This is a genomic window from Nocardia sp. NBC_01327, assembly GCF_035958815.1.
GTDB lineage: Bacteria > Actinomycetota > Actinomycetes > Mycobacteriales > Mycobacteriaceae > Nocardia.
The window spans coordinates 796,486-818,399 of record NZ_CP108383.1; the positions used below are offsets into that span (position 1 = coordinate 796,486).

At 68.1% G+C, this 21,914-nt stretch carries 19 protein-coding genes; 16 read left to right on the forward strand and 3 right to left on the reverse strand.

The annotated features are described in order from the left end of the window. The first annotated feature begins 3 nt into the window (after positions 1 to 3). The 9 genes from OG326_RS03515 to OG326_RS03555 all read left to right on the forward strand — a co-directional run bounded on the left by OG326_RS03515 (position 4) and on the right by OG326_RS03555 (position 8,665). Positions 4 to 963 carry an ABC transporter permease gene (locus tag OG326_RS03515; RefSeq protein ID WP_327143184.1) on the forward strand — a complete coding sequence of 320 codons (960 nt, stop codon included), beginning with the start codon at positions 4 to 6 and terminating at the stop codon, positions 961 to 963. After that, the gene (locus OG326_RS03520; protein ID WP_327143185.1) at positions 956 to 1,339 is read left to right on the forward strand and encodes a hypothetical protein; all 384 of its coding nucleotides are present in this window, start codon (positions 956 to 958) and stop codon (positions 1,337 to 1,339) included. The genes OG326_RS03515 and OG326_RS03520 overlap by 8 nt, the downstream gene beginning before the upstream one ends. After that, complete coding sequence (locus OG326_RS42970; RefSeq protein ID WP_442790910.1) at positions 1,332 to 2,201, forward strand: ABC transporter permease; 870 nt, start codon at positions 1,332 to 1,334, stop codon at positions 2,199 to 2,201. The genes OG326_RS03520 and OG326_RS42970 overlap by 8 nt, the downstream gene beginning before the upstream one ends. Beyond that, entirely contained in the window at positions 2,198 to 3,811 is a 1,614-nt protein-coding gene (locus tag OG326_RS03530) for an ABC transporter ATP-binding protein (RefSeq protein WP_327143186.1), read from the forward strand. The genes OG326_RS42970 and OG326_RS03530 overlap by 4 nt, the downstream gene beginning before the upstream one ends. Continuing rightward, positions 3,811 to 4,893, forward strand: coding sequence for an LLM class flavin-dependent oxidoreductase (locus tag OG326_RS03535; protein WP_327143187.1), 1,083 nt, complete (start codon positions 3,811 to 3,813; stop codon positions 4,891 to 4,893). Before OG326_RS03530 ends, OG326_RS03535 begins: the two co-directional genes overlap by 1 nt. Before the next feature lie 8 nt (positions 4,894 to 4,901). Beyond that, positions 4,902 to 6,266: an NtaA/DmoA family FMN-dependent monooxygenase gene (locus OG326_RS03540; RefSeq protein ID WP_327143188.1), complete on the forward strand. Its 1,365-nt coding sequence runs from the start codon at positions 4,902 to 4,904 to the stop codon at positions 6,264 to 6,266. After that, positions 6,263 to 7,090 (forward strand): DUF1684 domain-containing protein, encoded by an 828-nt coding sequence (locus OG326_RS03545; RefSeq protein WP_327143189.1) that lies wholly within the window; start codon positions 6,263 to 6,265, stop codon positions 7,088 to 7,090. The genes OG326_RS03540 and OG326_RS03545 overlap by 4 nt, the downstream gene beginning before the upstream one ends. Then, a complete protein-coding gene (locus OG326_RS03550) occupies positions 7,087 to 8,220 on the forward strand; it encodes an LLM class flavin-dependent oxidoreductase (RefSeq protein ID WP_327143190.1) in 1,134 nt (377 codons plus the stop codon). The genes OG326_RS03545 and OG326_RS03550 overlap by 4 nt, the downstream gene beginning before the upstream one ends. 205 nt (positions 8,221 to 8,425) lie before the next feature. Further along, the gene (locus tag OG326_RS03555; protein WP_327143191.1) at positions 8,426 to 8,665 is read left to right on the forward strand and encodes a hypothetical protein; all 240 of its coding nucleotides are present in this window, start codon (positions 8,426 to 8,428) and stop codon (positions 8,663 to 8,665) included. A gap of 132 nt (positions 8,666 to 8,797) precedes the next feature. On the opposite strand, the gene OG326_RS03560 is transcribed toward OG326_RS03555, so the two are convergent. Next, complete coding sequence (locus OG326_RS03560) at positions 8,798 to 10,072, reverse strand: ROK family protein (protein ID WP_327143192.1); 1,275 nt, start codon at positions 10,070 to 10,072, stop codon at positions 8,798 to 8,800. A 541-nt stretch (positions 10,073 to 10,613) separates the two neighbouring features. On the opposite strand from OG326_RS03560, the gene OG326_RS03565 reads away from it, so the two are divergent. From OG326_RS03565 to OG326_RS03590, 6 genes are all read left to right on the forward strand, one after another. Next, on the forward strand, positions 10,614 to 11,369 hold the full coding sequence (locus OG326_RS03565; protein WP_327143193.1) for a GntR family transcriptional regulator: 756 nt from the start codon (positions 10,614 to 10,616) through the stop codon (positions 11,367 to 11,369). Continuing rightward, complete coding sequence (locus OG326_RS03570; RefSeq protein WP_327143194.1) at positions 11,370 to 11,597, forward strand: 4Fe-4S dicluster domain-containing protein; 228 nt, start codon at positions 11,370 to 11,372, stop codon at positions 11,595 to 11,597. 13 nt (positions 11,598 to 11,610) lie between these two features. Further along, positions 11,611 to 13,044 (forward strand): ABC transporter substrate-binding protein, encoded by a 1,434-nt coding sequence (locus tag OG326_RS03575; protein WP_327143195.1) that lies wholly within the window; start codon positions 11,611 to 11,613, stop codon positions 13,042 to 13,044. A 160-nt stretch (positions 13,045 to 13,204) separates the two neighbouring features. Beyond that, positions 13,205 to 14,071 carry an ABC transporter permease gene (locus OG326_RS03580; RefSeq protein WP_327143196.1) on the forward strand — a complete coding sequence of 289 codons (867 nt, stop codon included), beginning with the start codon at positions 13,205 to 13,207 and terminating at the stop codon, positions 14,069 to 14,071. Beyond that, the gene (locus tag OG326_RS03585) at positions 14,068 to 14,823 is read left to right on the forward strand and encodes an ABC transporter ATP-binding protein (protein WP_327143197.1); all 756 of its coding nucleotides are present in this window, start codon (positions 14,068 to 14,070) and stop codon (positions 14,821 to 14,823) included. The genes OG326_RS03580 and OG326_RS03585 overlap by 4 nt, the downstream gene beginning before the upstream one ends. 45 nt (positions 14,824 to 14,868) lie before the next feature. Then, on the forward strand, positions 14,869 to 17,568 hold the full coding sequence (locus OG326_RS03590; protein ID WP_327143198.1) for a fumarate reductase/succinate dehydrogenase flavoprotein subunit: 2,700 nt from the start codon (positions 14,869 to 14,871) through the stop codon (positions 17,566 to 17,568). A gap of 57 nt (positions 17,569 to 17,625) precedes the next feature. Here OG326_RS03590 and OG326_RS03595 read toward each other — a convergent pair whose 3' ends face one another. Further along, positions 17,626 to 19,212, reverse strand: a complete 1,587-nt coding sequence (locus tag OG326_RS03595) for a DUF2207 family protein (RefSeq protein ID WP_327143199.1) — start codon at positions 19,210 to 19,212, stop codon at positions 17,626 to 17,628. A gap of 355 nt (positions 19,213 to 19,567) precedes the next feature. Between OG326_RS03595 and OG326_RS03600 the strand changes: the two genes are divergently transcribed. Next, entirely contained in the window at positions 19,568 to 20,530 is a 963-nt protein-coding gene (locus tag OG326_RS03600) for a neutral zinc metallopeptidase (protein WP_327143200.1), read from the forward strand. Between the two features lie 10 nt (positions 20,531 to 20,540). Here the strand turns inward: OG326_RS03600 and OG326_RS03605 are convergent, their stop codons facing one another. Continuing rightward, positions 20,541 to 21,833 (reverse strand): ammonium transporter, encoded by a 1,293-nt coding sequence (locus OG326_RS03605; RefSeq protein ID WP_327143201.1) that lies wholly within the window; start codon positions 21,831 to 21,833, stop codon positions 20,541 to 20,543. Positions 21,834 to 21,914: the final 81 nt, after the last annotated feature.

Sequence of the window (21,914 nt, forward strand, 5' to 3'; positions counted from 1 at the left end):
CGGATGCGCCGGTATGTGATCGGACGGGTACTGCAGGCGGTGGGCGTGCTGTGGGCGGCGTTCACGCTGTCCTTCGCGGTGCTCTACCTGCTGCCCGGCGATCCGGCGGAGATGGCGGCGAACGCCGCCACCGGTACGCCGGTGGATGCGCATGCGATTGCCGAGATGCGGGCCCGCTACGGCCTGGATCAACCACTGTGGCAGCAGTATTGGACGGCGCTCACCCATGCGGTGCGCGGCGATCTGGGGCATTCGATCAATTCCGGTCAGACCGTCACCGGCGCGCTCGCCCAGGCCCTGCCCACCACCTTGGAACTGGCGGTGCTGGCGCTCGTGCTGGCGGTGCTCGGCGGCGCGGCACTCGCGCTGGCGGCGGCGTACACCCGGCGCTCCTGGCTGCGCAATCTGCTCACCGCACTGCCGCCGATCGGGGCGTCGATGCCCCAGTTCTGGGTGGGATTGCTGCTGCTGCAACTGTTCTCGTTCCGCCTGAAGCTGGTGCCCGCCTTCGGCGGTACCGGTTTCAGCGGAACCATCCTGCCCGCCATCACCCTCGCGCTGCCGGTCGGCGCGGTCATCGCCCAGGTGCTGTACGCCAGCCTCAGCGCCACCTGGCGGCAGCCGTTCGTGGAGGTGGCCTTCGCCAAGGGCGCGTCGCGGTGGTGGGTGCAGCTGCGCCATGTGCTGCGCCCGGCGACTGCGCCCGCGCTGACCGTGGCGGGCCTGTGGGTCGGCACCATCCTCGCGGGTTCGGTGGTCACCGAGACCGTGTTCTCGCGCCCCGGCATCGGCCGCCTCACCCAGGAATCGGTGCTGTACCAGGACATTCCGGTGGTGCAGGGCATTGTCGTGTTCGCCTCGCTGGTCTTCGTCACGGTCAACCTGCTCATCGATCTCGCGTATCCACTACTCGATCCCCGCGTGGCCCAGCGCGGCTCGAGGAAGGAGCACTCCCATGCCTGAGACCCTCGACCTCTTCGCCGCCTGCACACCCGCCCTCGCGATAGCCACCGTCGCCGTCACCCTCCTCACCGTCGCCCTCGTGATCCTCACCGCCGGCAGCCGCACCCTCGTCATCCCGGCGCGCTTGTTGGCCGGGATCCACAGCGCTGCAGTCGAACCAGGTGCATCCCGGCCAAAAGCACGCCGGGATGACGGGGGGAGCCTTGTCGGGAGTGACGGGGGGACACTCGTCGGGAGTGACGAGGGGGCTCTCGGCCGGGATGGCGGGGTGGAGTCGCGCTGGGGTGCGAGGCTGCGGGTGATCACGCTGTCGCATGCGATGCTCGATCCGGGGTTCGCGTACTGGTTCGTCGATGACGAGGCCTCCGATGTCTGAGGCCGTCGCGGTGCGCGAAAGTCCCACGGTGCCTTCCGTTCCGGTGCGGCAGGTGTGGGACTGGGTGCGCGGCAATTACGGATTGCTCATCGCGGGTGCGGTACTGCTGGTGGTGCTCGGCTGGGTCGTGCTGCCCGGGGTGTTCGCCGGCGGTGACCCGCTGCACGGCGTGCCGGCGCAGAAGCTGCGCGGGCCGAGCGCGCAACACTGGTTCGGCACCGACAATCTGGGTCGCGATGTGTACACGCGGGTGGTGCACGGCGCGGGCCTGTCGATCAGCGCCACACTCTTCGCGGTGGCGCTGGGCCTGGTGGTGGGTTCGCTGCTCGGTCTGGTGGCCGGCGCCTCCGGCGGTGTGGTCGACAGCGCGATCATGCGGGGCGCCGATGTCCTGCTGTCGATTCCGGATCTGCTGGTATCGCTGGCCCTGATCACCGTGCTCGGCATGGGCACCCGCAATGTGGCCATCGCCGTGGGTGTTTCGCTCATCGCCCGCTTCGCCCGCGTCATGCGCGGCGAGGTGTTGCGGGTGCGGCGCGCCCCATATGTGGAGGCCGCCTTCGCCTCGGGCGTGCGCTGGCACACGGTGCTGCTGCGGCACATACTGCGCAATGCGTACGGCCCGGTGGCCGCGCTCGCCGTCATCGATTTCGGCATGGCTGTCCTGTTCGTCGCCTCGCTGAGCTTCCTGGGTTACGGCGCGGTGCCGCCCACACCCGAGTGGGGCTCGATGGTGTCGGAGGGCCGGAACTTCCTGGCCATCGCCTGGTGGCTCACCACGCTTCCGGGCCTGGTGATCATCGCCCTGGTCCTGGCCACCCAGCGTTTCGCGCGCGCTCTGCAGAAGGACACCCTCCGATGAGCGAATCACTGCTGAGCATTGCCGACCTGCGGGTGGAGTACCAGGGCAGCACCGGCACCACGGCGGCGGTCCGAGGTGTCTCATTGCAGGTCGACGCCGGGGAAACCCTGGCCCTGGTCGGCGAATCCGGTTCCGGGAAGTCCACTCTCGCGCATGCGGTGATCGGGCTGCTCAACGGTGGCGTGATCACCGGCGGTGAGATCACCTTCGCCGGGGAGCGCATCGAACGGGCCACCCAGCGCACGCTGCAGCGCATTCGCGGTGCCCGCATCGGCCTGGTGCCGCAGGACCCTGGAACATCGCTGAATCCGGTGCTGCGCATCGGCGATCAGGTCGGTGAGGTCCTGCGCATCCACGGCCGGGCCGATCGGCGCACCGCGCACCTCGAGGCCGTGCGGATTCTGGAGGAGGCCGGGCTGGACCGCCCGGAACTGCGTGCGCGGCAGTATCCCCAGGATCTCTCCGGTGGACAGCGCCAGCGCGTGCTCATCGGCATCGCCCTGGCCTGCACGCCCGAACTGGTCATCGCGGACGAGCCGACCAGCGCCCTCGATGTCACCGTGCAGCGCCGGATTCTCGACCATCTGGCCGCTCGTACCAGAGAATCCGGCACCGCGGTCCTGTTGATCACCCACGATCTCGGCGTCGCGGCCGAACGCGCCGATCGCATCGCCGTCATGCAGCAGGGCCGCATTGTCGAAATCGGTCCTACCGCACAGGTTCTCGGTGATCCACAGCACGAGTACACGCAGCGCCTCATCGCCGCCGCGCCCAGCCTCGATACCGCGCTTCCGGTGCGCCGGGACCTCGGCTCCGCGCCGCCGCTGCTGTCCGCGACCGGACTGCGCAAGGTTTTCCACATTGCACGGGGAGAATCCGTCACAGCTGTGGATAACATTTCACTGGCGGTCGCACGCGGTGAAACCCTCTCGGTCGTAGGCGAATCCGGATCCGGGAAGTCGACCACCGCGCGTATTGTCGCCCGGCTCACCGAACCCGATGCGGGGACCGTCACCTTCGACGGTCAGGACATCAGCGGACTGCGCGGTGCGCGGCTGCGTGAGTTCCGCCGCCGCATCCAGGTGGTCTACCAGAACCCGTACGTCTCGCTGAACCCGAAGCTGACCGTCGCCAAGATCGTCGGGGAACCGCTGCAGGCCTTCGGAATCGGCGACCGCGCGACCCGCCGGAAGCACGTCGCCGAACTGCTCGATCAGGTGGCACTGCCCAGCGACTACCTCGATCGCCGTCCCGCCGAACTGTCCGGGGGCCAGCGGCAGCGGGTGGCCATCGCCCGGGCGCTGGCGCTGCGCCCGGAGCTCCTCGTACTCGACGAACCCGTTTCCGCACTGGATGTTTCGGTGCAGGCGCAGATTCTCGAACTGCTCGAGCGGCTGCAGGCCGAGCTGAATCTCGCCTACCTCTTCATCTCCCACGATCTGGCCGTGGTCCGGCGACTCGCGGATCGGGTCGCCGTCATGCGCCGGGGCGTGATCGTCGAAACCGCCGCCGCCGTCGACCTTTTCGCGCATCCGCAGCACGAATACACGCGTGAACTGCTCGCCGCCGTGCCCGGCGTGGTTCCCGCTCCTCTGGAAAGGACAGCGTGATGCCGTACTCCCCACCGCTGCTGCTGGGCCTGGAACTGTCCGGTACCGGCGCGCATCCCGCCTCCTGGCGCCGCGCCGATTCGCGTGCCGAGGAGCTGTTCACCGGTGCGTACTGGGTCGATGCCCTGCGGGCCGCCGAGAACGCCGGTATCGATCTCGCCTTCCTGCCCGACTCGTTCACCCTGCAGGCCCCCGGCGCCGCGGTCGGCCGCCTGGATGCCGTGGCCATCGCCGCCCGTGCCGCGGCGGTCACCCGCCGCATCGGGCTGGTGCCGCAGGCCTCGGTCACCCATACCGAGCCCTTCCACCTGTCCAAGGCCATTGCCAGCCTCGATTTCGCCAGCCACGGCCGCGCCGGCTGGGAGGTCGGCGTCTCCGGGGCGGGTGAGGCGAAACTGTTCGGCCGCAAGCCGGAACAGGGCGCGCACTCGCGCTGGTTCGAGGCGGACGAGGCCGTGGAGGTGGTGTCGCGACTGTGGGACAGCTGGGCCGACGATGCCGAGATCCGGGATGTCGCCACCGGCCGCTTCATCGACCGCGACCGGCTGCACTACATCGATTTCACCGGTGACAATTTCGCGGTGAAGGGCCCCTCCATCACTCCGCGCCCGCCGCAGGGGCAGCCGCTGGTCACCATTCGCGCCGACGATCCGCACAGTGCCCGGGTGGCCGTGCACCGTGCCGATCTCATTCGTATCGCCGCCCGTGATCTGGAGACCGCCGCGGCCACCCGTTCGGAGCTGCGGTCTGCCGTGGCCGCCGCCGGCCGGGACCCGAATCAGGTTCGGGTGCTGCTGGATATCGATATCCACCTGGCGCCGACCGCGGACGATGCCGCGATCGATGTGGCCCAGCTGGAGGATTGGACGCCCACCGGAGTTCCTCGCACGGTCTTCCACATCGGCACATCCGCCGAACTGCGCGAACTGCTGTCCGAGGTCGAAACCGAGTGTGCCGCGGACGGAGTGGTGCTGCGGCCGCTGGCGCTCACCGCCGCGCTGCCGTACCTCGCCGCCGTCGCGCCGACCCTGCGTGCGCGGCTCGGCCTCCCGCGCCCCGCCAACCGCTACGCCAGCGCCTGAGGAGAGCCATGCCGGAACATTCGATACGCAAGCAGATTCACCTCGCCGCGCACTTCCCGGGCGTCAATCACAACACCGTCTGGTCCGATCCCGGCTCGGGCAGTCAGATCGACTTCGACTCCTTCGTGCACCTGGCGCGCACCGCCGAGCGCGGGCGCTTCGACTTCTTCTTCCTGGCCGAGGGCCTGCGGCTGCGCGAGCACCGGGGCCGCATCCACGATCTGGATGTGGTGGGCCGCCCGGACACCTTCACGGTGCTGGACGCGCTCGCCGCCGTCACCACGCATCTCGGGCTGGCCGGCACCATCAACACCACCTACAACGAACCCTTCGAGCTGGCAAAGCAATTCGCGTCCCTGGATCATCTCTCCGGTGGCCGTGCGGCATGGAATGCGGTCACCTCGTCGGATGCCTTCACCGGCGAGAACTTCCGGCGCGGCGGCTATCTGGAGCACGCCAAGCGGTACACCCGCGCCGATGAGGTGGTCAATGCCACCCGCGCGCTCTGGGACAGCTGGCCCGCCGACGCACTGGTCGTCGACCGCGAGCGCGGGGTGTTCGCGCAACCAGTGCCGACCGTGCGCTTCGACAGCGACCAGTTCGATATCGACGGCGAATTCGTGCTGCCCCGCAGTCCGCAGGGCTATCCGGTGCAGATCCAGGCCGGCGATTCCGATGAGGGCCGCGAATTCGCCGCCGCCAAGGCCGACGTCGTCTTCAGCGCGCACGGTGAACTCGAGGACGGACAGCGCTTCTACCTCGACGTCAAGGACCGGCTCGCCAAGTACGGCCGCGCCCGTGACGATCTGAAGATCCTGCCCGCGGCGGGATTCGTGCTCGGCGACACCCCGGAGGAAGCGGTGGCCAATGCCCGCCGCATTCGCCGCCAGCAGGTCAGCGGGCCGACGGCCATCGCCTTCCTGGAGCAGGTGTGGGGTCGCGATCTGTCCGCGTACGACCCGGACGGCCCGCTGCCCGATATCGATCCGGTCGACAATCCGGATATCACCCGCGGCCGGGTGCGCCATGCCAAGGACCCGCGTGCGGTCGCCGACGCCTGGCGGGCCAAGGCGCAGGCGGAACAGCTCAGCATTCGCGATCTGATCATCGAAACCACTGCGCGCCAGCAGTTCATCGGCACGTCCCGCGAGGTGGCGGCCGCCATCGACCACCACGTCCAGAGCGATGCCGCCGACGGCTTCGTGCTGGTCCCGCATCTCACACCCACCGGACTCGACGAATTCGTCGACAAGGTGATTCCGGAACTTCAGGAGCTCGGCAGCTTCCGCACCGAGTACACCGGTTCGACCCTGCGCGACCACCTCGGTCTGCGCCATCCGCACCACCGCACCGAAGGAGTACGTGCATCATGACCGCGACCGTCACCGAATTCGAACAGCAGTGGGCCACTTGGCGTTCCGAACGCGAAGCCTGGGCGCGGCAGCCACTGGGCTGGCTGAGCCTGACCGGCCTGCACTGGCTCGGCGAGACCGAGGAGACCATCGAGGGATTGCCTGGCCGCTGGCGCGCCGACCGGGAGAACGTCTATGTGACAGCGGAATCCGCGGTATCCGACACCGCCGAACTCGCCACCCTGCGGCTGGGCGGCGCGGTGCTGCTGGGGACGACCGTGCTCACCCCCGGAGAAGGCGCACCCGGCCTGGAGGTGCGCACCGGCGCCCGGCTCATCGAGGTCATCCGCCGCAGCGGCAAATTCGCGCTGCGCGTGCATGATCCGGCCGCGCCCACCCTGGCCGCCTTCACCGAGATCCCGGCCTACCGGCCCGATCCGCGCTGGGTGGTGACCGGCCGTTTCGAACCGTTCGAGGTGGCGCGCGTGGTCACCACCGGGGCCGTGGTGCCCGGCCTCGAGCACCACCATGTGGCCACCGGCACAGTCACTTTCGAACTGGCGGGCAGCGAGCACAAGCTCGTCGTGTTCGGCAATCAGACCCTCGGCCTGCACCTGCTCATCACCGACGGCACCAGCGGCGTCACCACCTACGGCGGCGCGCGCCGGGTGGACCTCTCGCGCCCCGCGCCCGACGGCACCCTGATCATCGACTTCAACCGAACCCTCAATCTGCCCTGCGCCTTCACCGATTTCGCCACCTGCCCGATCGCACCGGCCGAGAACCGGTTGCGGGTGGATATCGAAGCGGGCGAGCAGGATCCGCGACGGGAGCAGCTGTCATGACCATTCCACTCTCGGTTCTGGACCTCTCGCCCATCAGCGCCGGCTCCGATGTCCGCCAGGCACTGCGCAATACCATCGATCTGGCGCGCCAGGCCGAACGCTGGGGCTACAACCGGTTCTGGATCGCCGAACACCACTTCGTCTCGGTGGCCAGTTCTGCGCCGACCACCCTGATCGGCCTGATCGCGGCCGCCACCGAATCCATTCGGGTGGGCACCGCGGCCGTGCAACTGGGGCACCACACCTCGGTGTCGGTGGTGGAGGCGTTCGGCACCGTCGACGCGCTGTACCCCGGTCGTCTCGATCTGGGTCTGGGTCGCTCCGGGCACCGTGGTGACCAATTGCGCTCCGCCGGAGTGCCGCCGGTGCCGAGTCCGGATCGGCCGGTCCAGATCCGCGACGGGGTGGTGCTGCCGCCGCCGTTCAGACCCGGCCAGCTGCTCGACACCACCCGTATCGCAGCGGGTTTGGAGGCGCTGAACCTGCCCGGTGCGCAGGCGCTGCCCTACTCGCAGCAGGTGCAGCAGATCCGCGATCTGCTGGAGGGCACCTACACGGGCAGCGACGGGGTGCCGCTGCACGCCGTCCCCGGCGAGGGCGCGGAGGTGCAGCTGTGGCTGTTCGGCAGCAGCGGCGGCGAAAGCGCCCAGCTGGCAGGACAGTCGGGGCTGCCCTTCGCCGCCAACTATCACGTCTCGCCCGGCACCATCGTGGAGACGGTGGAGGCGTACCGCGCGGCCTTCCGGCCCTCGGCCCGCTACCCCCGGCCGTATCTGGTGGTGTCCGCGGATGTGGTGGTGGCAGAGGATGATGCGACTGCCCAGCACCTGGCCTCCAGCTACGGCCACTGGGTGTACAGCATTCGCAGTGGCGCCGGTGCGGCCGAATATCTGGACCCCGCCGCCGCGCCGCCGCTCACCGGTCCGCAGCGCCGCCTGGTCGACGATCGTGTCACCACCCAGTTCGTCGGGTCGGCCGCCTCGGTCGCCGAGCGACTGCGCGCACTGCAACAGCTCACCGGCGCAGACGAACTCGTGATCACCAGCGTCACCCACGATCACGAGGATCGGCTGAACTCGCACCGCCTGCTCGCCCGCGAATGGGGACTGTCGCACATTCGCGCGGCCTGAGATCTCTCCGCTGCTCGCCGAGGAAGGGGACTCCGTACGCGAGCGGAGGGAGAAGCCGCATCTGCGCCAATGGGCCGACCGTAGATGCGGCACAGGATCGGGCCCGGGCCGTGGACCGCCCGGGCCCGATCCGCTATATCCGGCGAGCGCTATCCCGTTGTGCCGCTCACGAAATCGTCATGATGCGGCCCGTTGAATACGTCCCATGAAGAAAACACTCACCATCGCCGCCCTCGCCCTCGCCGCCGCCGGTCTGGGCGCCGGACTGGCCAATGCCGAGACGCTGCAGGTCGATGGCAGCTACGCCTCCGCCGCAGGCTGCGACGCGGACGGTTCCAACGGCAGCTTCCACGCCAACGGTGTGCAGCTGCGCGGCGAAGACGGCTGGCAGTACCGCTGCGACCAGGGTAGCGACGGCCAGTGGTACATGACCATCTTCCGCTGACCTGAAGCACGCTGTGGCTTGAAGCACGGAATGGCCCGGCCGACATAGCGGCCGGGCCATTTCCGTATTCAGGACTCCGTCATCCCGGCATGCTTGTGGCCGGGATCCAGACCCTCAGGCGTACAAGGACTTTCAGCGGCCGGTGCGGGTGGCGCGGCGCATGGCCGAGACCGGATCGGCGTAGAAGACGCTGAGCGAGGTCACGGCGGCGGCGAACTCCTGCACCCGGCCACCGAAGCGGCTGATGCGCAGATCGGCGGCGGGCAGCGTGGTGCTCTCCGCGAAAGCCTTTGCCACCCGGTCCATTCCGGGGCGGTAGCCGGTGAAGGCCTGGCCGCCCAGCACCACGCGATCCGGATTGAACATATCCCGCACCAGTGCCGCGGTGCGGCCGAGGATTTCGGCGCGCTCGAGCAGCAGATCGCGCGCGGCGACCGAACCGGAGTCGGCGGCGCGGTACAGATCGGTGATCACCGGGCGGCGCGGGGCCTCCGGCTTGGGCAGTACGCCCTGGCGCACCGCACGCTCCAGGAAGAAGCGCTCACCGATGGTGGCCTCCAAGCAGCCGCGCCGGCCGCAGGTGCAATCGGCATCCGAGCCGGTCGGCAGGTGCGCGATGGAACCGGGGCCATTGGCGGGGGTATGCACCCGATCATGCAGTGTCACCGCGATACCCGCGGTTTCGCGCGCGTAGATGTAGAGGCTGCTGCCCGGGCGCGGTCCCTCGCCCGGCTCCCGGCCGGCGAGCAGCAGTTCGGAGGCCGCCATCGCCTCGACATGCGCCGAGACCGACACCGGCAGATCGAGAATGCTGCTGAAGACGGCGGCGACGGGCGCGGCCTGCCAGCCGAGCCGCGGGTGATCGACCACGCCGGCCGCCGGATCTACCCGGCCGGCCAGCGCCACGCCGGTCCACAGCGGGCGGCGGCGCGGCAGTCGATCCAGGAAGGCCTTGGCGCTGCGCGCCACTATGGTCAGCGCCGCGTCCTGACCTGTTTGTGGAGTGGCGATTTCGAGCCCGCCGAGAATCTTGCCGGACAGATCCGCGGCCACGATGCGGGTGAGGGTGGAGCCGATGTGCACACCTACGGTGACATACGAATCGGTATCGACCTCGAAGGGCACGCGGGGACGGCCGACCGCGCCGGAGGCGGTGAGATCGGCGCGCTCGCGCAGCAGTCCGACCGAAAGCAGTGCCGACACTTGGCGATTCACGGTGGCAATGCTGAGTCCGGTGGACTGTGCGGCGATATCGCGGAAGATCGGACCGCGGGCGGCGGCGCGCAGTACGGCGGCCGCCGGGTTATCGGTGATGCGCAGCTCCGGCGGCACCGCGGGCCGGGCCGGAGCCAGGCGCGCGGTGGTGACGGAGGCGGAATGGGTGCGTTCGAGCGTGGGGCTGGTCATTTCGAAGTCCTCGCTGCAGTCCCGCGTATAGCCGACGGGACGGATGCCTAGATGAAAAATTCAGCGGGGGCAGCGAGGATGCCCGGACTCGAGTGAATCGGGGAATCAGTACTCGGCTGCGCGACGGCAGGGACAACACAGTTCCCGCTGCCGTGGCAGCCGTACACCCAGCGCAACGGTCACATACGTGACGTGCGCGGCATGGGGACGGCTTGCAGACATGCATTCAAGTTAACACTGCACTCGAGCCGAACGGAATCCATCTGTCCACATCTCGAGAAATGAGTGGCAGCTCACTCGACACCACTCCACTCCTCGGCCGGTACCCGCACACGCATTCCGATCAGCGTGATTACAAGTCACAGCCCAGGTCGGCGGGGTGGCGCAATAGCCGGAATCCCGCGCATCTCGGCTGGCGGGGCCGCTCGGCAGGCGGCGCATAACCCGGGGGACAGGTGACCGTCCGCACGCACTCCCGCCGTGGTCGGCCGCATCGCCTCTACAGTCTGTAGCCGCAGGTCAAAGGCGGAAAGGAGATGAAGTGTCGCCGGAACCAGTACCGCTGCGCCGGGCCGATCGGGCCCGCCAGGTCGCCGATATCGTGCGCCAGCAGATTCACGCGGGGGCATTCGACAGCGCACTGCCGTCGGAGCCGGAGCTGGCCGCCGAATTCACCGTCTCCCGCAATACCGTTCGCGACGCGCTCGCCCTCCTCAAGGACGAGGGCCTGATCGAACGCGCGCCCAAGATCGGCACCCATGTGGCCCGGCGCAAATACGACCACGGGCTGGACGCACTGCTCGGCCTGAAAGAGACACTGCGCGGGTACGGCGAGGTCCGCAACGAGGTGCGCGCCGCCACCCGGGTGAACCCGCCGCCGGCCGTTGCCCGCAAATTGCAGCTGGAGCCCGGACAGCAGGCTGTATATATCGAGCGGCTCCGGTACTTCGGCGATCTGCCGCTCAGCCTGGACCTCACCTATCTCGTTCCCGATATCGGCGAGGAGGTCATCACCCGCGATCTGGAGACGAACGACGTGTTCGCGCTCATCGAACAGATCAGCGGCGGCCCGCTCGGCGCGGCCGATCTCGCCCTCGAAGCCATTACCGCCGACGCGCATTCGGCCGCCACCCTGCAATTGCCCGAGGGCGGCGCCGTGCTGTTGCTGGAGCGCCTGACCAAGCTCGAGGACGGCCGCCCGGTCGACCTCGAATACATCCGGATGCGCGGCGACCGGATCACCATGCGCGGCAGCCTCACCCGGCCGCCCGAAGGCACCGATTGGAGGCTGATCTGAATGGCTCTCGTCAATCAGCGCACCGATGTTCCCGTGACCATCGACGAATCCCTCTGCATTCAGGGCTGCACGCTCTGCGTGGAGATCTGCCCGCTCGATTCACTGGCGATCAATCCCGAGAACGGCAAGGCCTTCATGCATGTGGACGAGTGCTGGTACTGCGGCCCGTGCGCGGCGCGCTGTCCCACCGGCGCGGTCACCGTCAATATGCCCTATCTGCTGCGCTGAAGGATCGTTCCCCATGAAGTACCGCACCGCCCGCCTGGCTGCGGTGGCACTGGCCGCTGCCCTCTCGTTCACCGTCTCCGGTTGCTCGCTCGATTCGAGTGGCGGTGGCAATACCGTGAAGCTGGTCATCGGCTACCAGTCCAAGACCATCAATACCGTCACCGCCGGAACCCTGTTGAAGGCCAAGGGATTTCTGGAGCAGCGGCTGAACGATCTGACCGCGCACGGCGGCCCGAAATATCAGGTGGAGTGGCAGGACTACGACACCGGCGCACCCATCACCGCGCAGATGGTGGCGGAGAAGATCGATATCGGCTCCATGGGCGACTATCCGCTGCTCATCAACGGTTCTCGCACCCAGGCCAATGAGCGAGCGAAGACCGAACTGGTCTCCATCACCGGATACAACCCCAAGGGCGCGTTGAACATGGTGGTGGTCGCGCCGGATTCGAAGGCGCAGTCGATCAAGGATCTGGCCGGACAGAAGGTGTCGACCAGTGTCGGCTCCGCCGGGCACGGCACCCTGGTGCAGGCGCTGGGCCGGGCGGGCATCGACCCCAAGTCCGGGGTGGAGGTGCTCAACCAGCAGCCGCAGATCGGCTCCTCGGCGCTGGAATCCGGTCAGGTGGCGGCGCTTTCGCAGTTCGTCGCCTGGCCCGGCCTGCTGGTCTTCCAGAACAAGGCCAAACTGCTCTACGACGGCGCGGAGCTGAACGTACCCACCTTCCACGGCGTGGTGGCCCGCCGCGACTACGCGAAACAGCACCCGGAGGTGCTCGATGCCTTCCTGCGCGCACAGTTGGACGCGACCGACTTCATTCACCAGCAGCCCCTGGAGGCGGCCAAGATCGTCGCGGACAACTCCGGGCTGGCCCAGGAGGTCGTGTACCTCTACAACGGGCCGGGCGGAACCTCCTTCGACGCCACGCTGAAGCCGAGCCTGCTGGACGCCTTCAAAGGCGATGTGCCGTACCTGAAGTCGATCGGCGACTTCGCGGATCTGGATATCGACAAATTCGTCGACGACACCGCGCTGCGGCAGGCCTTCCAGGAATCCGGCGCGAATTACGATGCGACACTGAGCAATAGCGCCAATCCGGCGCTCATCTCGGGTACCGACCCGGTGAGCAACCGCCCCGCGTCCAACCCCGCACTGGCCGGAGAGATCTGGTTCGCCGGATCCGACACCACCCAGCCCGCCGCGGACCCCACCAGCCTGCTGCGTGCCATCAAACAGGCCCGCGCCCAGGGCAAAACCGTCCGCGCCGCCTACATCCCGGACGCCGAACTCGGCACCCGCTGGTTCGCCGACAAATCCCTCTGGGTCCGCGACGGCGAAACCTACCTCCCCTTCACCACCCCCGCTGCGGCCCAGCGCTACCTGGCCGCGCATCCGTCGGGTGTGACGGTCTCGTACGACCAGGCGGTCAGCGAGGTCCGGCAGTGACCGCCCCCGTCATCCCGGTGCGATCGACCCCCGTCATCCCGGCGCGCTTTTGGCCGGGATCCACGGAAACCCGCCGGCCCGCTACCCGTGTGGATCCCGGCCGAAAGCATGCCGGGATGACGAGGGTGCGGGGCCACGCTGGAAATGCGGGGGTTGGGCGATGAGTACGTCAACCGCGGTTCGGGTCGATATCGGTGCGGCAGTGGGGGAGCGGGCGGCTGTTGCGAGTAGTCCGCACCGGGCCCAGGGTGTGTGGCGATCTCGGCTGGTTCGGCTGGCCTCGGTGGCGGTGGCCATCGGGGCGTGGCAGTTCTTGACTGCCAATCACATTCGGGTGTGGGTGCGGTTCGATACCTTGCCCACCGTCACCGAGATTGTGCAGGCGTTCCGGCATCAGCTGGGGACCGATACGTTCTATCTGGATCTCGGGCAGTCGCTCATTCGGATTCTCACCGGGTTCGGGCTGGCCGCTGTTGCCGGAGTGACAACCGGTGTGGCGCTGGGGCGTTCGCGGTGGTTCGCGAATATTGTCGGGCCGCTCACCGAGCTCGCGCGGCCGATTCCGGCCATTGCGCTGGTACCGGTGGCGATTCTGCTCTTTCCCGATGACGAGGCGGGGATCGTGTTCATCACCTTCCTCGCGGCTTTCTTTCCGGTCATGGTGTCCACCCGGCATGCGGTGCGCGCTCTCCCGACCATCTGGGAGGACTCGGTGCGCACGCTCGGCGGCAGTCGCTGGGATGTGCTGCTGCGAGTTGTGCTGCCGGGCAGTCTTCCCGGTGTCTTCAGCGGACTGTCGGTGGGCATCGGCGTGGCCTGGATCTGCGTGGTCTCCGCGGAGATGATCTCCGGACGGCTCGGTGTGGGCTACCGGACCTGGCAGGCGTACACCATCGTCGATTACCCGGGCGTCTTCGTCGGCATCATCACCATCGGGGTGCTGGGGTACGGCACCTCTGCCGCCGTCGAGCTCCTCGGTCGCCGCGTCACGCACTGGCTCCCGCGCGTCCCGGAGGTGGCGAAATGAGCGGCATCGGCATGAACCTGCGACTGGATCGAATCGACCTGTCCTACACCGGAACACCGGTCATCGTCGACCTGTCCCTGGAGGTGCGCCCGGGGGAGATCCTCATCCTCACGGGACCGTCCGGCTGTGGAAAGTCCACGGTGCTGCGCGCATTCGCCGGACTGCTGCGACCGGACGCCGGTCAGGTGCTGGCCGACGGCACGCAGGTCACCGGAACTTCCCGCGACCGCGCGGTCGTCTTCCAGGACAATGCGCTGCTGCCCTGGCGCACCGTGCGCTCGAATATCGAACTGGCCCTGAAACTCCGGGGCGAACCGCGCGCCGGGCGAAAAGCCATGGCGGAGCGCTGGATCGAAGAGATCGGCCTGACCGGATTCGCCGACTTCCTGCCCAAGAGTCTCTCCGGCGGCATGCGGCAGCGCGTACAGCTCGCACGCGGCCTCGCGGGCGCACCGCGCTCGGTCCTCATGGACGAACCGTTCGGGGCGCTCGATTCGCAGACCCGCGCCACCATGCAGCGCCTGCTCGTGGACACCTGGCAGACCCATCCGACCACCCTCGTCTTCGTCACCCACGATGTGGACGAGGCGCTGCTGCTCGGCGATCGGGTCGCCGTCCTCGGCCGCGCCGGTGAACCCCTGCGCGCCCTGCTGGAGGTGCCGCAACCGCGCGCCGTGGGCGTCGACCGCTCCTCGCTGCGCGCCGAAATCATTACCGCCCTGGATCATTCGGGCGATCTCGCCGCCCTCTGAGGGCGCCGATCCCCGACCGATTCCCGACCGAATGTTGGTGTGCTGATGGAGATTCCCGATCTGGCCGAGACCACCCGTCTCGACTGCGATGTGCTCGTCATCGGCGGCGGCACCGCCGGCACCATGGCCGCGCTCACCGCCGCCGAACAGGGTGCGAACGTCCTGCTGCTGGAGAAGGCGCATGTGCGGCACTCCGGTGCGCTCGCCATGGGGATGGACGGTGTCAACAATGCCGTCATCCCCGGCAAGGCCGAACCCGAGGACTACGTCGCCGAGATCACCCGCGCCAATGACGGAATCGTCAACCAGCGCACCATCTATCAGACCGCGACCCGCGGTTTCGCCATGGTGCAGCGGCTCGAACGCTACGGCGTGAAATTCGAGAAGGACGCCTACGGCGAGTACGCGGTGCGGCGCGTGCACCGCTCCGGCTCGTATGTGCTGCCCATGCCGGAGGGCAAGGACGTCAAGAAGGCGCTGTATCGCGTGCTGCGGCAACGCAAGATGCGCGAGAAGATCCAGATCGAGAACCGGCTCATGCCGGTGCGCGTCCTCACAGAGAACGGCCGCGCGGTCGGCGCTGCCGCATTGAACACGCGCACAGGCGAATTCGTCACGGTGGCGGCGAAGGCGGTCATCCTGGCGACCGGCCCCTGCGGTCGTCTGGGCCTGCCCGCGTCCGGATACCTCTACGGCACCTACGAGAACCCCACCAATGCGGGCGACGGCTATGCCATGGCCTACCACGCCGGTGCGGAGCTCTCGGGTATCGAATGCTTCCAGATCAACCCGCTCATCAAGGATTACAACGGGCCGGCCTGCGCCTATGTCGCCAATCCGTTCGGCGGCTATCAGGTCAACGCACTCGGGGAACGCTTCGTCGACTCCGACTACTGGTCCGGTCAGATGATGTCGGAGGTGAAGCGGGAGATCGAATCCGCCCGCGGGCCCATCTATCTCAAGGTTTCACACCTGTCGACCGAGACCCTGGACGCGCTCGAGGGCATTCTGCACACCACCGAACGACCCACTCGCGGCACCTTTCACGCCAATCGCGGGCACGACTACCGCACCCACGATATCGAGATGCACATCTCCGAAATCGGTTTGTGCAGTGGACATTCCGCATCCGGTGTGTGGGTCGACGAGAATGCGCGCACCACGGTGCCCGGCCTCTATGCCGCAGGTGATCTGGCCTGCGTACCGCACAACTACATGATCGGCGCCTTCGTCTACGGCGATCTGGCCGGTGCGCATGCCGCGAGCACCCTCGCCGACACCCCGGCCCCGGTGGAACTGCCCGCCGATCAGATCGCCGCCGCGCACGAACTCGTCTATCAGCCGCTGCGCAATCCCGACGGCCCGCCGCAGCAGCAGGTGGAATACAAGCTGCGCCGCTTCGTCAATGACTATGTGGCCCCGCCGAAGACGGCCACCAAACTGTCCCTCGCCATCGAGACCTTCGACCGCATGCTCGACGACCTGAACGCCATGGGCGCGCAGACTCCGCACGAGCTCATGCGCTGCGCCGAGGTCAGCTTCATTCGCGACTGCGCCGAAATGGCCGCCCGCTCCTCGCTCACCCGCACCGAATCGCGCTGGGGGCTCTACCACGAGCGCGCCGACCTGCCCGAGCGTGACGATGTCGAATGGCGATACCACCTCAACCTGCGCAAGAACGCCGACAATGAGATGGAATTCCTGAAGCGGCCGGTCGCACCGTATTTCGTACCGGTCCCCGGACTCGACGATCTGCCCTCCGCCGATGACACCGTCATCCCGGTGGCGCAGCCCGCGCTCGTGGGAAGTCCGCCCAACCTGAATACCGCGCCCGCGACGGTCGGCGCCGCCGCATCCGCTCCCGGGAAGAAGCCTGTCGCTCCACGAATCGCGCTGCTGCTCAGTCTGGATTCGCCGTCCGTCGCCGAACTCGCGTCCTTCCTGGAGGATCCGGACCCGCAGGTGCGCGCCACCGCGATATCGGTACTCACCGAGGGCACCCCGGACGGCTTCGGCGACCGCCTCATCGCCGCACTCGCCGATTCCGATGTGACGGTGCGCAGTTCGGCCGTTGCCGGACTCCGCGAGCTGGTGGAGATCCTGCCGGGCGCCGAGGACCTGGCCACGCACGCCGATTCTCCCGATCCGGCTGTGCGCGCCGCGGTCATCGATCTGCTGCGCGCGCTGCACGCGGGTTCGGTCGAACTGTTCACCAAGGCCGCCGTGGACGGTGACCACCGCGTTCGCATCGAAGCGGTCAACGGGCTCGTCTCCCTGGACGAATGGTCCGCGCTGGCCACCGCCGCACACGATGAGAACCGCGAAGTGCGCATTGCCGCCGCACGCGGTCTGGCCACCGTCGGCCTCGGCGGAATCGAGGCCATCCGCGCCCTCATCCCGGACCGCGACCCGCTGGTGCGCGCCGCCGCCCTCACCGCCCTCGCCCGGCTCGGCAATGCCGAGGACACCGCCACACTGGCCGCAGCGCTGCGTGATTCGGCCTGGCAGGTCCGCGAAGGCGCGGCCCGAGGCCTGCCCTCGGCGGGCCCCGATGCGTCAGCAGAACCGCTACAGGCCGCCCTCGCCGACGTTCATCCGGACGTCCGCAAGGCTGCCGTCCTCACCCTCAGCAGCTGGCCCGAATCCGCCACCGCCCGCGTCACCCTGGAATCCGCCCTGGAGGACACCGACGCCGACGTTCGCGCCTACGCCCGCCGCGCCCTGGCCGTCCACGCCGGGACCTGACCGAGCCGACCGTCATCCCGGCCTGCTTTCGGCCGGGATCCACACCGGCCGACGGACTTAGTTGAACAGGTGCTCCAACTCCGTAATGAAGAAGGGGAAGTGGGCGGCGAAGCGGTGCAGGTCGCGGTCGCCTTCGAAGCCGCCGAACCAGTAGAGGCCGGGGGTGCCGTCGGCGGTGGGGTCCAGTTCGCGGAAGGTGCGCACCCACTGGTCGGTGCGGCGCCCGGCCACCATGAAGGGCAGGGCGCGGGAGAACACCATCTCCTGATCCGGTGCGGGAATCTGCTGCGGCACAACCGCATCCAGACCGCGCAGCATCGCCTGCACCCGGCCGGTCAGCTCCCGGCCCAGTGCCGTGCGGGACGGGAGATAGCGGGGGAGCAGCAGGGCGGCCACGCCGGCGAGCGCGAGCGCCACACCGATCAGCGCATGTCCCGGGCCCAGCGCCAGTCCGATGGTGGTGGCCACGCCGGCGACGATCAGCGCGACGCCCAGCCAGAATTCGAAACCGCGCCGGGTGCGATCGATGAAAGCCCCACGCGCCGTGGCATCGTCGATGAGCGCCTTGCGCACCGCGGTCGCGGGCACCTTGCCGCTGAGCTCCGACAGCAGCACCGAATCCGTGCCCTCGGGCAGCAGCACCGAGTACACCGTCCGCTCGTAAGCGGTCAGCTGCTCATCCGCTGGGTTCATCCGAGTGATCCGCCAGGCCGAATCACCTACGGCCGCAATCCAGACATAGCTGCGAACCGCCAGGTCCACCACGGTCGCCGCCATATCGGGGGCGTCCACATGGCCGTCCACCAGCAGTCCGGCGGTCCCGGGCAGTACCGCGTCCGGTGAGCTGAATTCCACCCGATTGCCCTCGCGCAGCAGCGGATCGAGCGTTTCGGTTCCGCCCGGAGTCGTGCGCCGCGCCCACACCACATATCCGGCGGCGGCCGCGAGCGCGGCCAGCAGCACCGCGAATGCCGCCAGCACCGGACCGGTTACCGAAAACGGCCCGGGCGCATTGTCATCCGCGATATCGGCATTCGCCTTCACGGTGCCCGCCGGCACCTGCAGCGTGACATCGATGACGTCGCCCTTGTGCAGGTCGGTCTTGTCCAGATGCGCGACGCCGTCCGGCTCGACCCGAATATCCGCGCAGTCCTCCGGCTTTCCGGGCGGGCCGATGGTGCACTTGGTGACGCCCATGCGGAAATCGGGACTGGTCACGGTGACGCTGATGGACGCCACATCGGTATTCAGGACGCCGGTCCAATGGAACAGCTGCGCACCCGTGGTCTCGGTGACCGTGTTGTGCACCGTGTACTTGAACGTCACCTGCCCGGGCCGGGCATCGAGGGTGAACCGGTCGTCCGCGACCGCCGCATCACCGTCGCCGTCGGCCTTGATATCGGTGACCTGGAAATTGCGCTGCACCGCATCGGTGACCTGCACCCGCAGCGGCAGCACCTGCCGGAACTCGCTGCCCGCAGGCACTTCCACGGTTTCGGTGACGCGCAGCAGACCGTCGTCGCCGAGATCGACATCGGCGGTGATCCGCACACCGTCGCTGGGCTGCGCATGTGCGGCAGGCGCGATTACTCCTGCCAGAGCGAGCAGCAGCGCGACGAGAGCGCCCCCCCGAAAAATCTGCATGGAAGGTTACTTTAGACAGCTTGCTATTCTTCCTCAGCGGCTGTCGGATATCGCAGAGAACGAGGGGGTGCGGGGGATGACTCGCCCACCGTCCGGATACGGACCGATTCCCCCCGGGGGTTGGCCGCCCCAACCCGATCCACGACGCCCGCAGCAACCCGGATATCCCGGACAACACGGACAGCCGCCGGGGCAGCCGATGCAGCCGTCCGGACCCACCGCACCGCCCACTGGATTTCCGGCACAGCCCGGCTATCCACAACAGCGGCCGGTTTATCCACAGCGACAGGGGCTTCCGCCACAGCAGGGCTACGGTCCGCCGCCCGGATACCGTCCGCCCGGCTACGGCCCGCCGATGCAACCCGCCTACCGGCAGCCCCTGCCGCCGCCGACCGCGGGCTTCCAGATCGGCATGCCCCCGCCGCAGCGCCCGGCGCCGCCGCGCCGCGGGCGCTGGGGCGCACTGGTTGTCATCTTCGTGCTGCTGGTGACCGCCGCCCTGGTGCGCACCGCCGTGTCCCACGGCCTGAACAACCTCGGCGCCGGTAGCCCCGGTGACAAGGTGCAGACCACCTATACGAACTCACCCGACGATAACGCCGGCGTCCCCAAGACCTCGGACAATCCGCTGGTCACCGATGACAGCTACACACTGGTCCCCGAACACTGCAACTACTCGCCGTGGGGCACCCAGGTCGACACCGCGCGCAAGTTCTTCGAAACGGCCGCAAGCTGTCTCGCCGAAGCCTGGAAGCCGCTCTTCGACGACATCAAGCTGCCGTTCGTACCGCCCAAGCTGAATGTCTCGGCGACCACCAGCGGTATCACCACCCTGTGCACGGGTAACAGCACCAACTTCGCCGCGTTCTACTGCTCGGCCGACCAGACCATCTACATGCCGGTCAGCCAGTTGCAGACCGATATCTACAAGGACAACTGGGTCGTCTACCTGTCGGTGTTCGCGCACGAGTACGGGCATCACGTCCAGGCGGAATCCGGCATTCTCGGCAAGGTGCATCAGGAGCGCCGCGATGCCGGCGCGACCAGCGCCACCGGGCTCGAGCTCTCCCGCCGAACCGAATTGCAGGCCAACTGCTTCGACGGCATGTTCCTGGCGTCCTCGAACAACGGCGGCTCACTGACCTCCGCGCAGGCCGGTGTGGCGCGCAACGATATGTTCCATCGCGGCGACGCCCCCGGCGATATGCGCGACCACGGAACCTCGAACAACGGCGGCACCTGGTGGTCGCTCGGTTACGACAAAAACCGTACGGCGCAGTGCAATACGTTCGGCGCCGCCGCGAACAAGGTGAACTGACCCGGAGAACTCAGTGCCCGAATGGGCCGTCGCCGAGGCGTCGCGGTGCGCCGTGCCCGTGCACACCCTCGGCGTACGCGGTCTCCGCGTGCAGTGCGAAGTCGATGCCGCCGATCTCGTCCTCGCGGCTGACCCGGAAGCCGATGGTCCTGTCGATCAGCTTGCCCAGTGCGAAGGTCACCCCGAAGGCGAAGGCCGCCACCACGATCACGCCCACCGCCTGCTTGCCCAGCTGACCGAGTCCGCCGCCGTAGAGCAGGCCCTGCGGGCCGTTGTCACCGGTCATCGCCCGATTGGCCAGGAAGCCGATGAGCAGGGTGCCCACAATGCCGCCGACGAAGTGCACGCCGACCACATCGAGCGAATCGTCGTAGCCGCCCTTGAACTTCCAGCCCACCGCGAACGAACACACCAGGCCCGCAACCAGACCCACGATCAGCGCGCCCATGGTGTTCGTGTAACCGCAGGACGGGGTGATGGCGACCAGACCGGCCACCGCACCCGAGGCCGCACCGAAGGTGGTCGGCTTACCGTCGCGAATCTGCTCGACGATGAGCCAGCCCAGCATGCCGAGGCAACCCGCGACCAGGGTGTTCAGGAAGACCGCTGCCGCAGTGCCATTGGCGGCCAGCGCCGAACCGGCATTGAATCCGAACCAGCCGAACCACAGCAGGCCCGCGCCCAGCAGTACGAAGGGCAGATTGTGCGGGCGCATGGCATCCATCTTGAAGCCGACCCGCGGACCCAGCACCAGCGCCAGGGCGAGCGCCGAAGCGCCCGAGGCGATCTCGACCACCAGGCCGCCCGCGAAGTCCAGGGTGCCCAGCGAGGCCAGCCAGCCGTCCGGGGTCCACACCCAGTGCGCGATGGGTGCGTACACGATGAGCGCCCAGACCGGTACGAAGATCATCCACGCGGAGAACTTGGCGCGATCGGCAATGGCGCCGCTGACGAGGGCGACGGTGAGAATGGCGAAGGTCAGCTGGAAGGTGACGAACAGCAGCTCCGGAATTCCGCTCGCGGCGTGCACGGTCTTCGGGTCGATTCCCGAAAGTCCGATATGTCCGAGATTTCCGATAAGCCCGCCGCCCGCATCATCACCGAACGCGAGGCTGTACCCCGCGATCAGCCACGCCACCGTCACCAGCGGAATGGAAATGAAGCTCATCATGAGCATATTGAGCACACCGCTGGAGCGCACCATGCCGCCGTAGAAGATGGCCAGCCCCGGCGTCATGAGCAGCACCATGGCCGTGGCTGCGAGCAGCCAGGCCGTGGCCGCCGGGTCGATGGTCGTAGTCATGGAGTAACTCCCTTCGCGCGTTATCGCGTTGCAGGGAAGTTACCGAATCCTCACGTTTCGGCGCTGTTACGAAAATGAGGA

Bases quoted from the DNA above. Each gene is read 5' to 3' on its own strand.
- OG326_RS03515 (WP_327143184.1), top strand. From the start codon at position 4: ATGCGCCGGTATGTGATCGGACGGGTACTGCAGGCGGTGGGCGTGCTG.
- OG326_RS03520 (WP_327143185.1), top strand. From the start codon at position 956: ATGCCTGAGACCCTCGACCTCTTCGCCGCCTGCACACCCGCCCTCGCG.
- OG326_RS42970 (WP_442790910.1), top strand. From the start codon at position 1,332: ATGTCTGAGGCCGTCGCGGTGCGCGAAAGTCCCACGGTGCCTTCCGTT.
- OG326_RS03530 (WP_327143186.1), top strand. From the start codon at position 2,198: ATGAGCGAATCACTGCTGAGCATTGCCGACCTGCGGGTGGAGTACCAG.
- OG326_RS03535 (WP_327143187.1), top strand. From the start codon at position 3,811: ATGCCGTACTCCCCACCGCTGCTGCTGGGCCTGGAACTGTCCGGTACC.
- OG326_RS03540 (WP_327143188.1), top strand. From the start codon at position 4,902: ATGCCGGAACATTCGATACGCAAGCAGATTCACCTCGCCGCGCACTTC.
- OG326_RS03545 (WP_327143189.1), top strand. From the start codon at position 6,263: ATGACCGCGACCGTCACCGAATTCGAACAGCAGTGGGCCACTTGGCGT.
- OG326_RS03550 (WP_327143190.1), top strand. From the start codon at position 7,087: ATGACCATTCCACTCTCGGTTCTGGACCTCTCGCCCATCAGCGCCGGC.
- OG326_RS03555 (WP_327143191.1), top strand. From the start codon at position 8,426: ATGAAGAAAACACTCACCATCGCCGCCCTCGCCCTCGCCGCCGCCGGT.
- OG326_RS03560 (WP_327143192.1), bottom strand. From the start codon at position 10,072: ATGACCAGCCCCACGCTCGAACGCACCCATTCCGCCTCCGTCACCACC.
- OG326_RS03570 (WP_327143194.1), top strand. From the start codon at position 11,370: ATGGCTCTCGTCAATCAGCGCACCGATGTTCCCGTGACCATCGACGAA.
- OG326_RS03575 (WP_327143195.1), top strand. From the start codon at position 11,611: ATGAAGTACCGCACCGCCCGCCTGGCTGCGGTGGCACTGGCCGCTGCC.
- OG326_RS03580 (WP_327143196.1), top strand. From the start codon at position 13,205: ATGAGTACGTCAACCGCGGTTCGGGTCGATATCGGTGCGGCAGTGGGG.
- OG326_RS03585 (WP_327143197.1), top strand. From the start codon at position 14,068: ATGAGCGGCATCGGCATGAACCTGCGACTGGATCGAATCGACCTGTCC.
- OG326_RS03590 (WP_327143198.1), top strand. From the start codon at position 14,869: ATGGAGATTCCCGATCTGGCCGAGACCACCCGTCTCGACTGCGATGTG.
- OG326_RS03595 (WP_327143199.1), bottom strand. From the start codon at position 19,212: ATGCAGATTTTTCGGGGGGGCGCTCTCGTCGCGCTGCTGCTCGCTCTG.
- OG326_RS03600 (WP_327143200.1), top strand. From the start codon at position 19,568: ATGCAACCCGCCTACCGGCAGCCCCTGCCGCCGCCGACCGCGGGCTTC.
- OG326_RS03605 (WP_327143201.1), bottom strand. From the start codon at position 21,833: ATGACTACGACCATCGACCCGGCGGCCACGGCCTGGCTGCTCGCAGCC.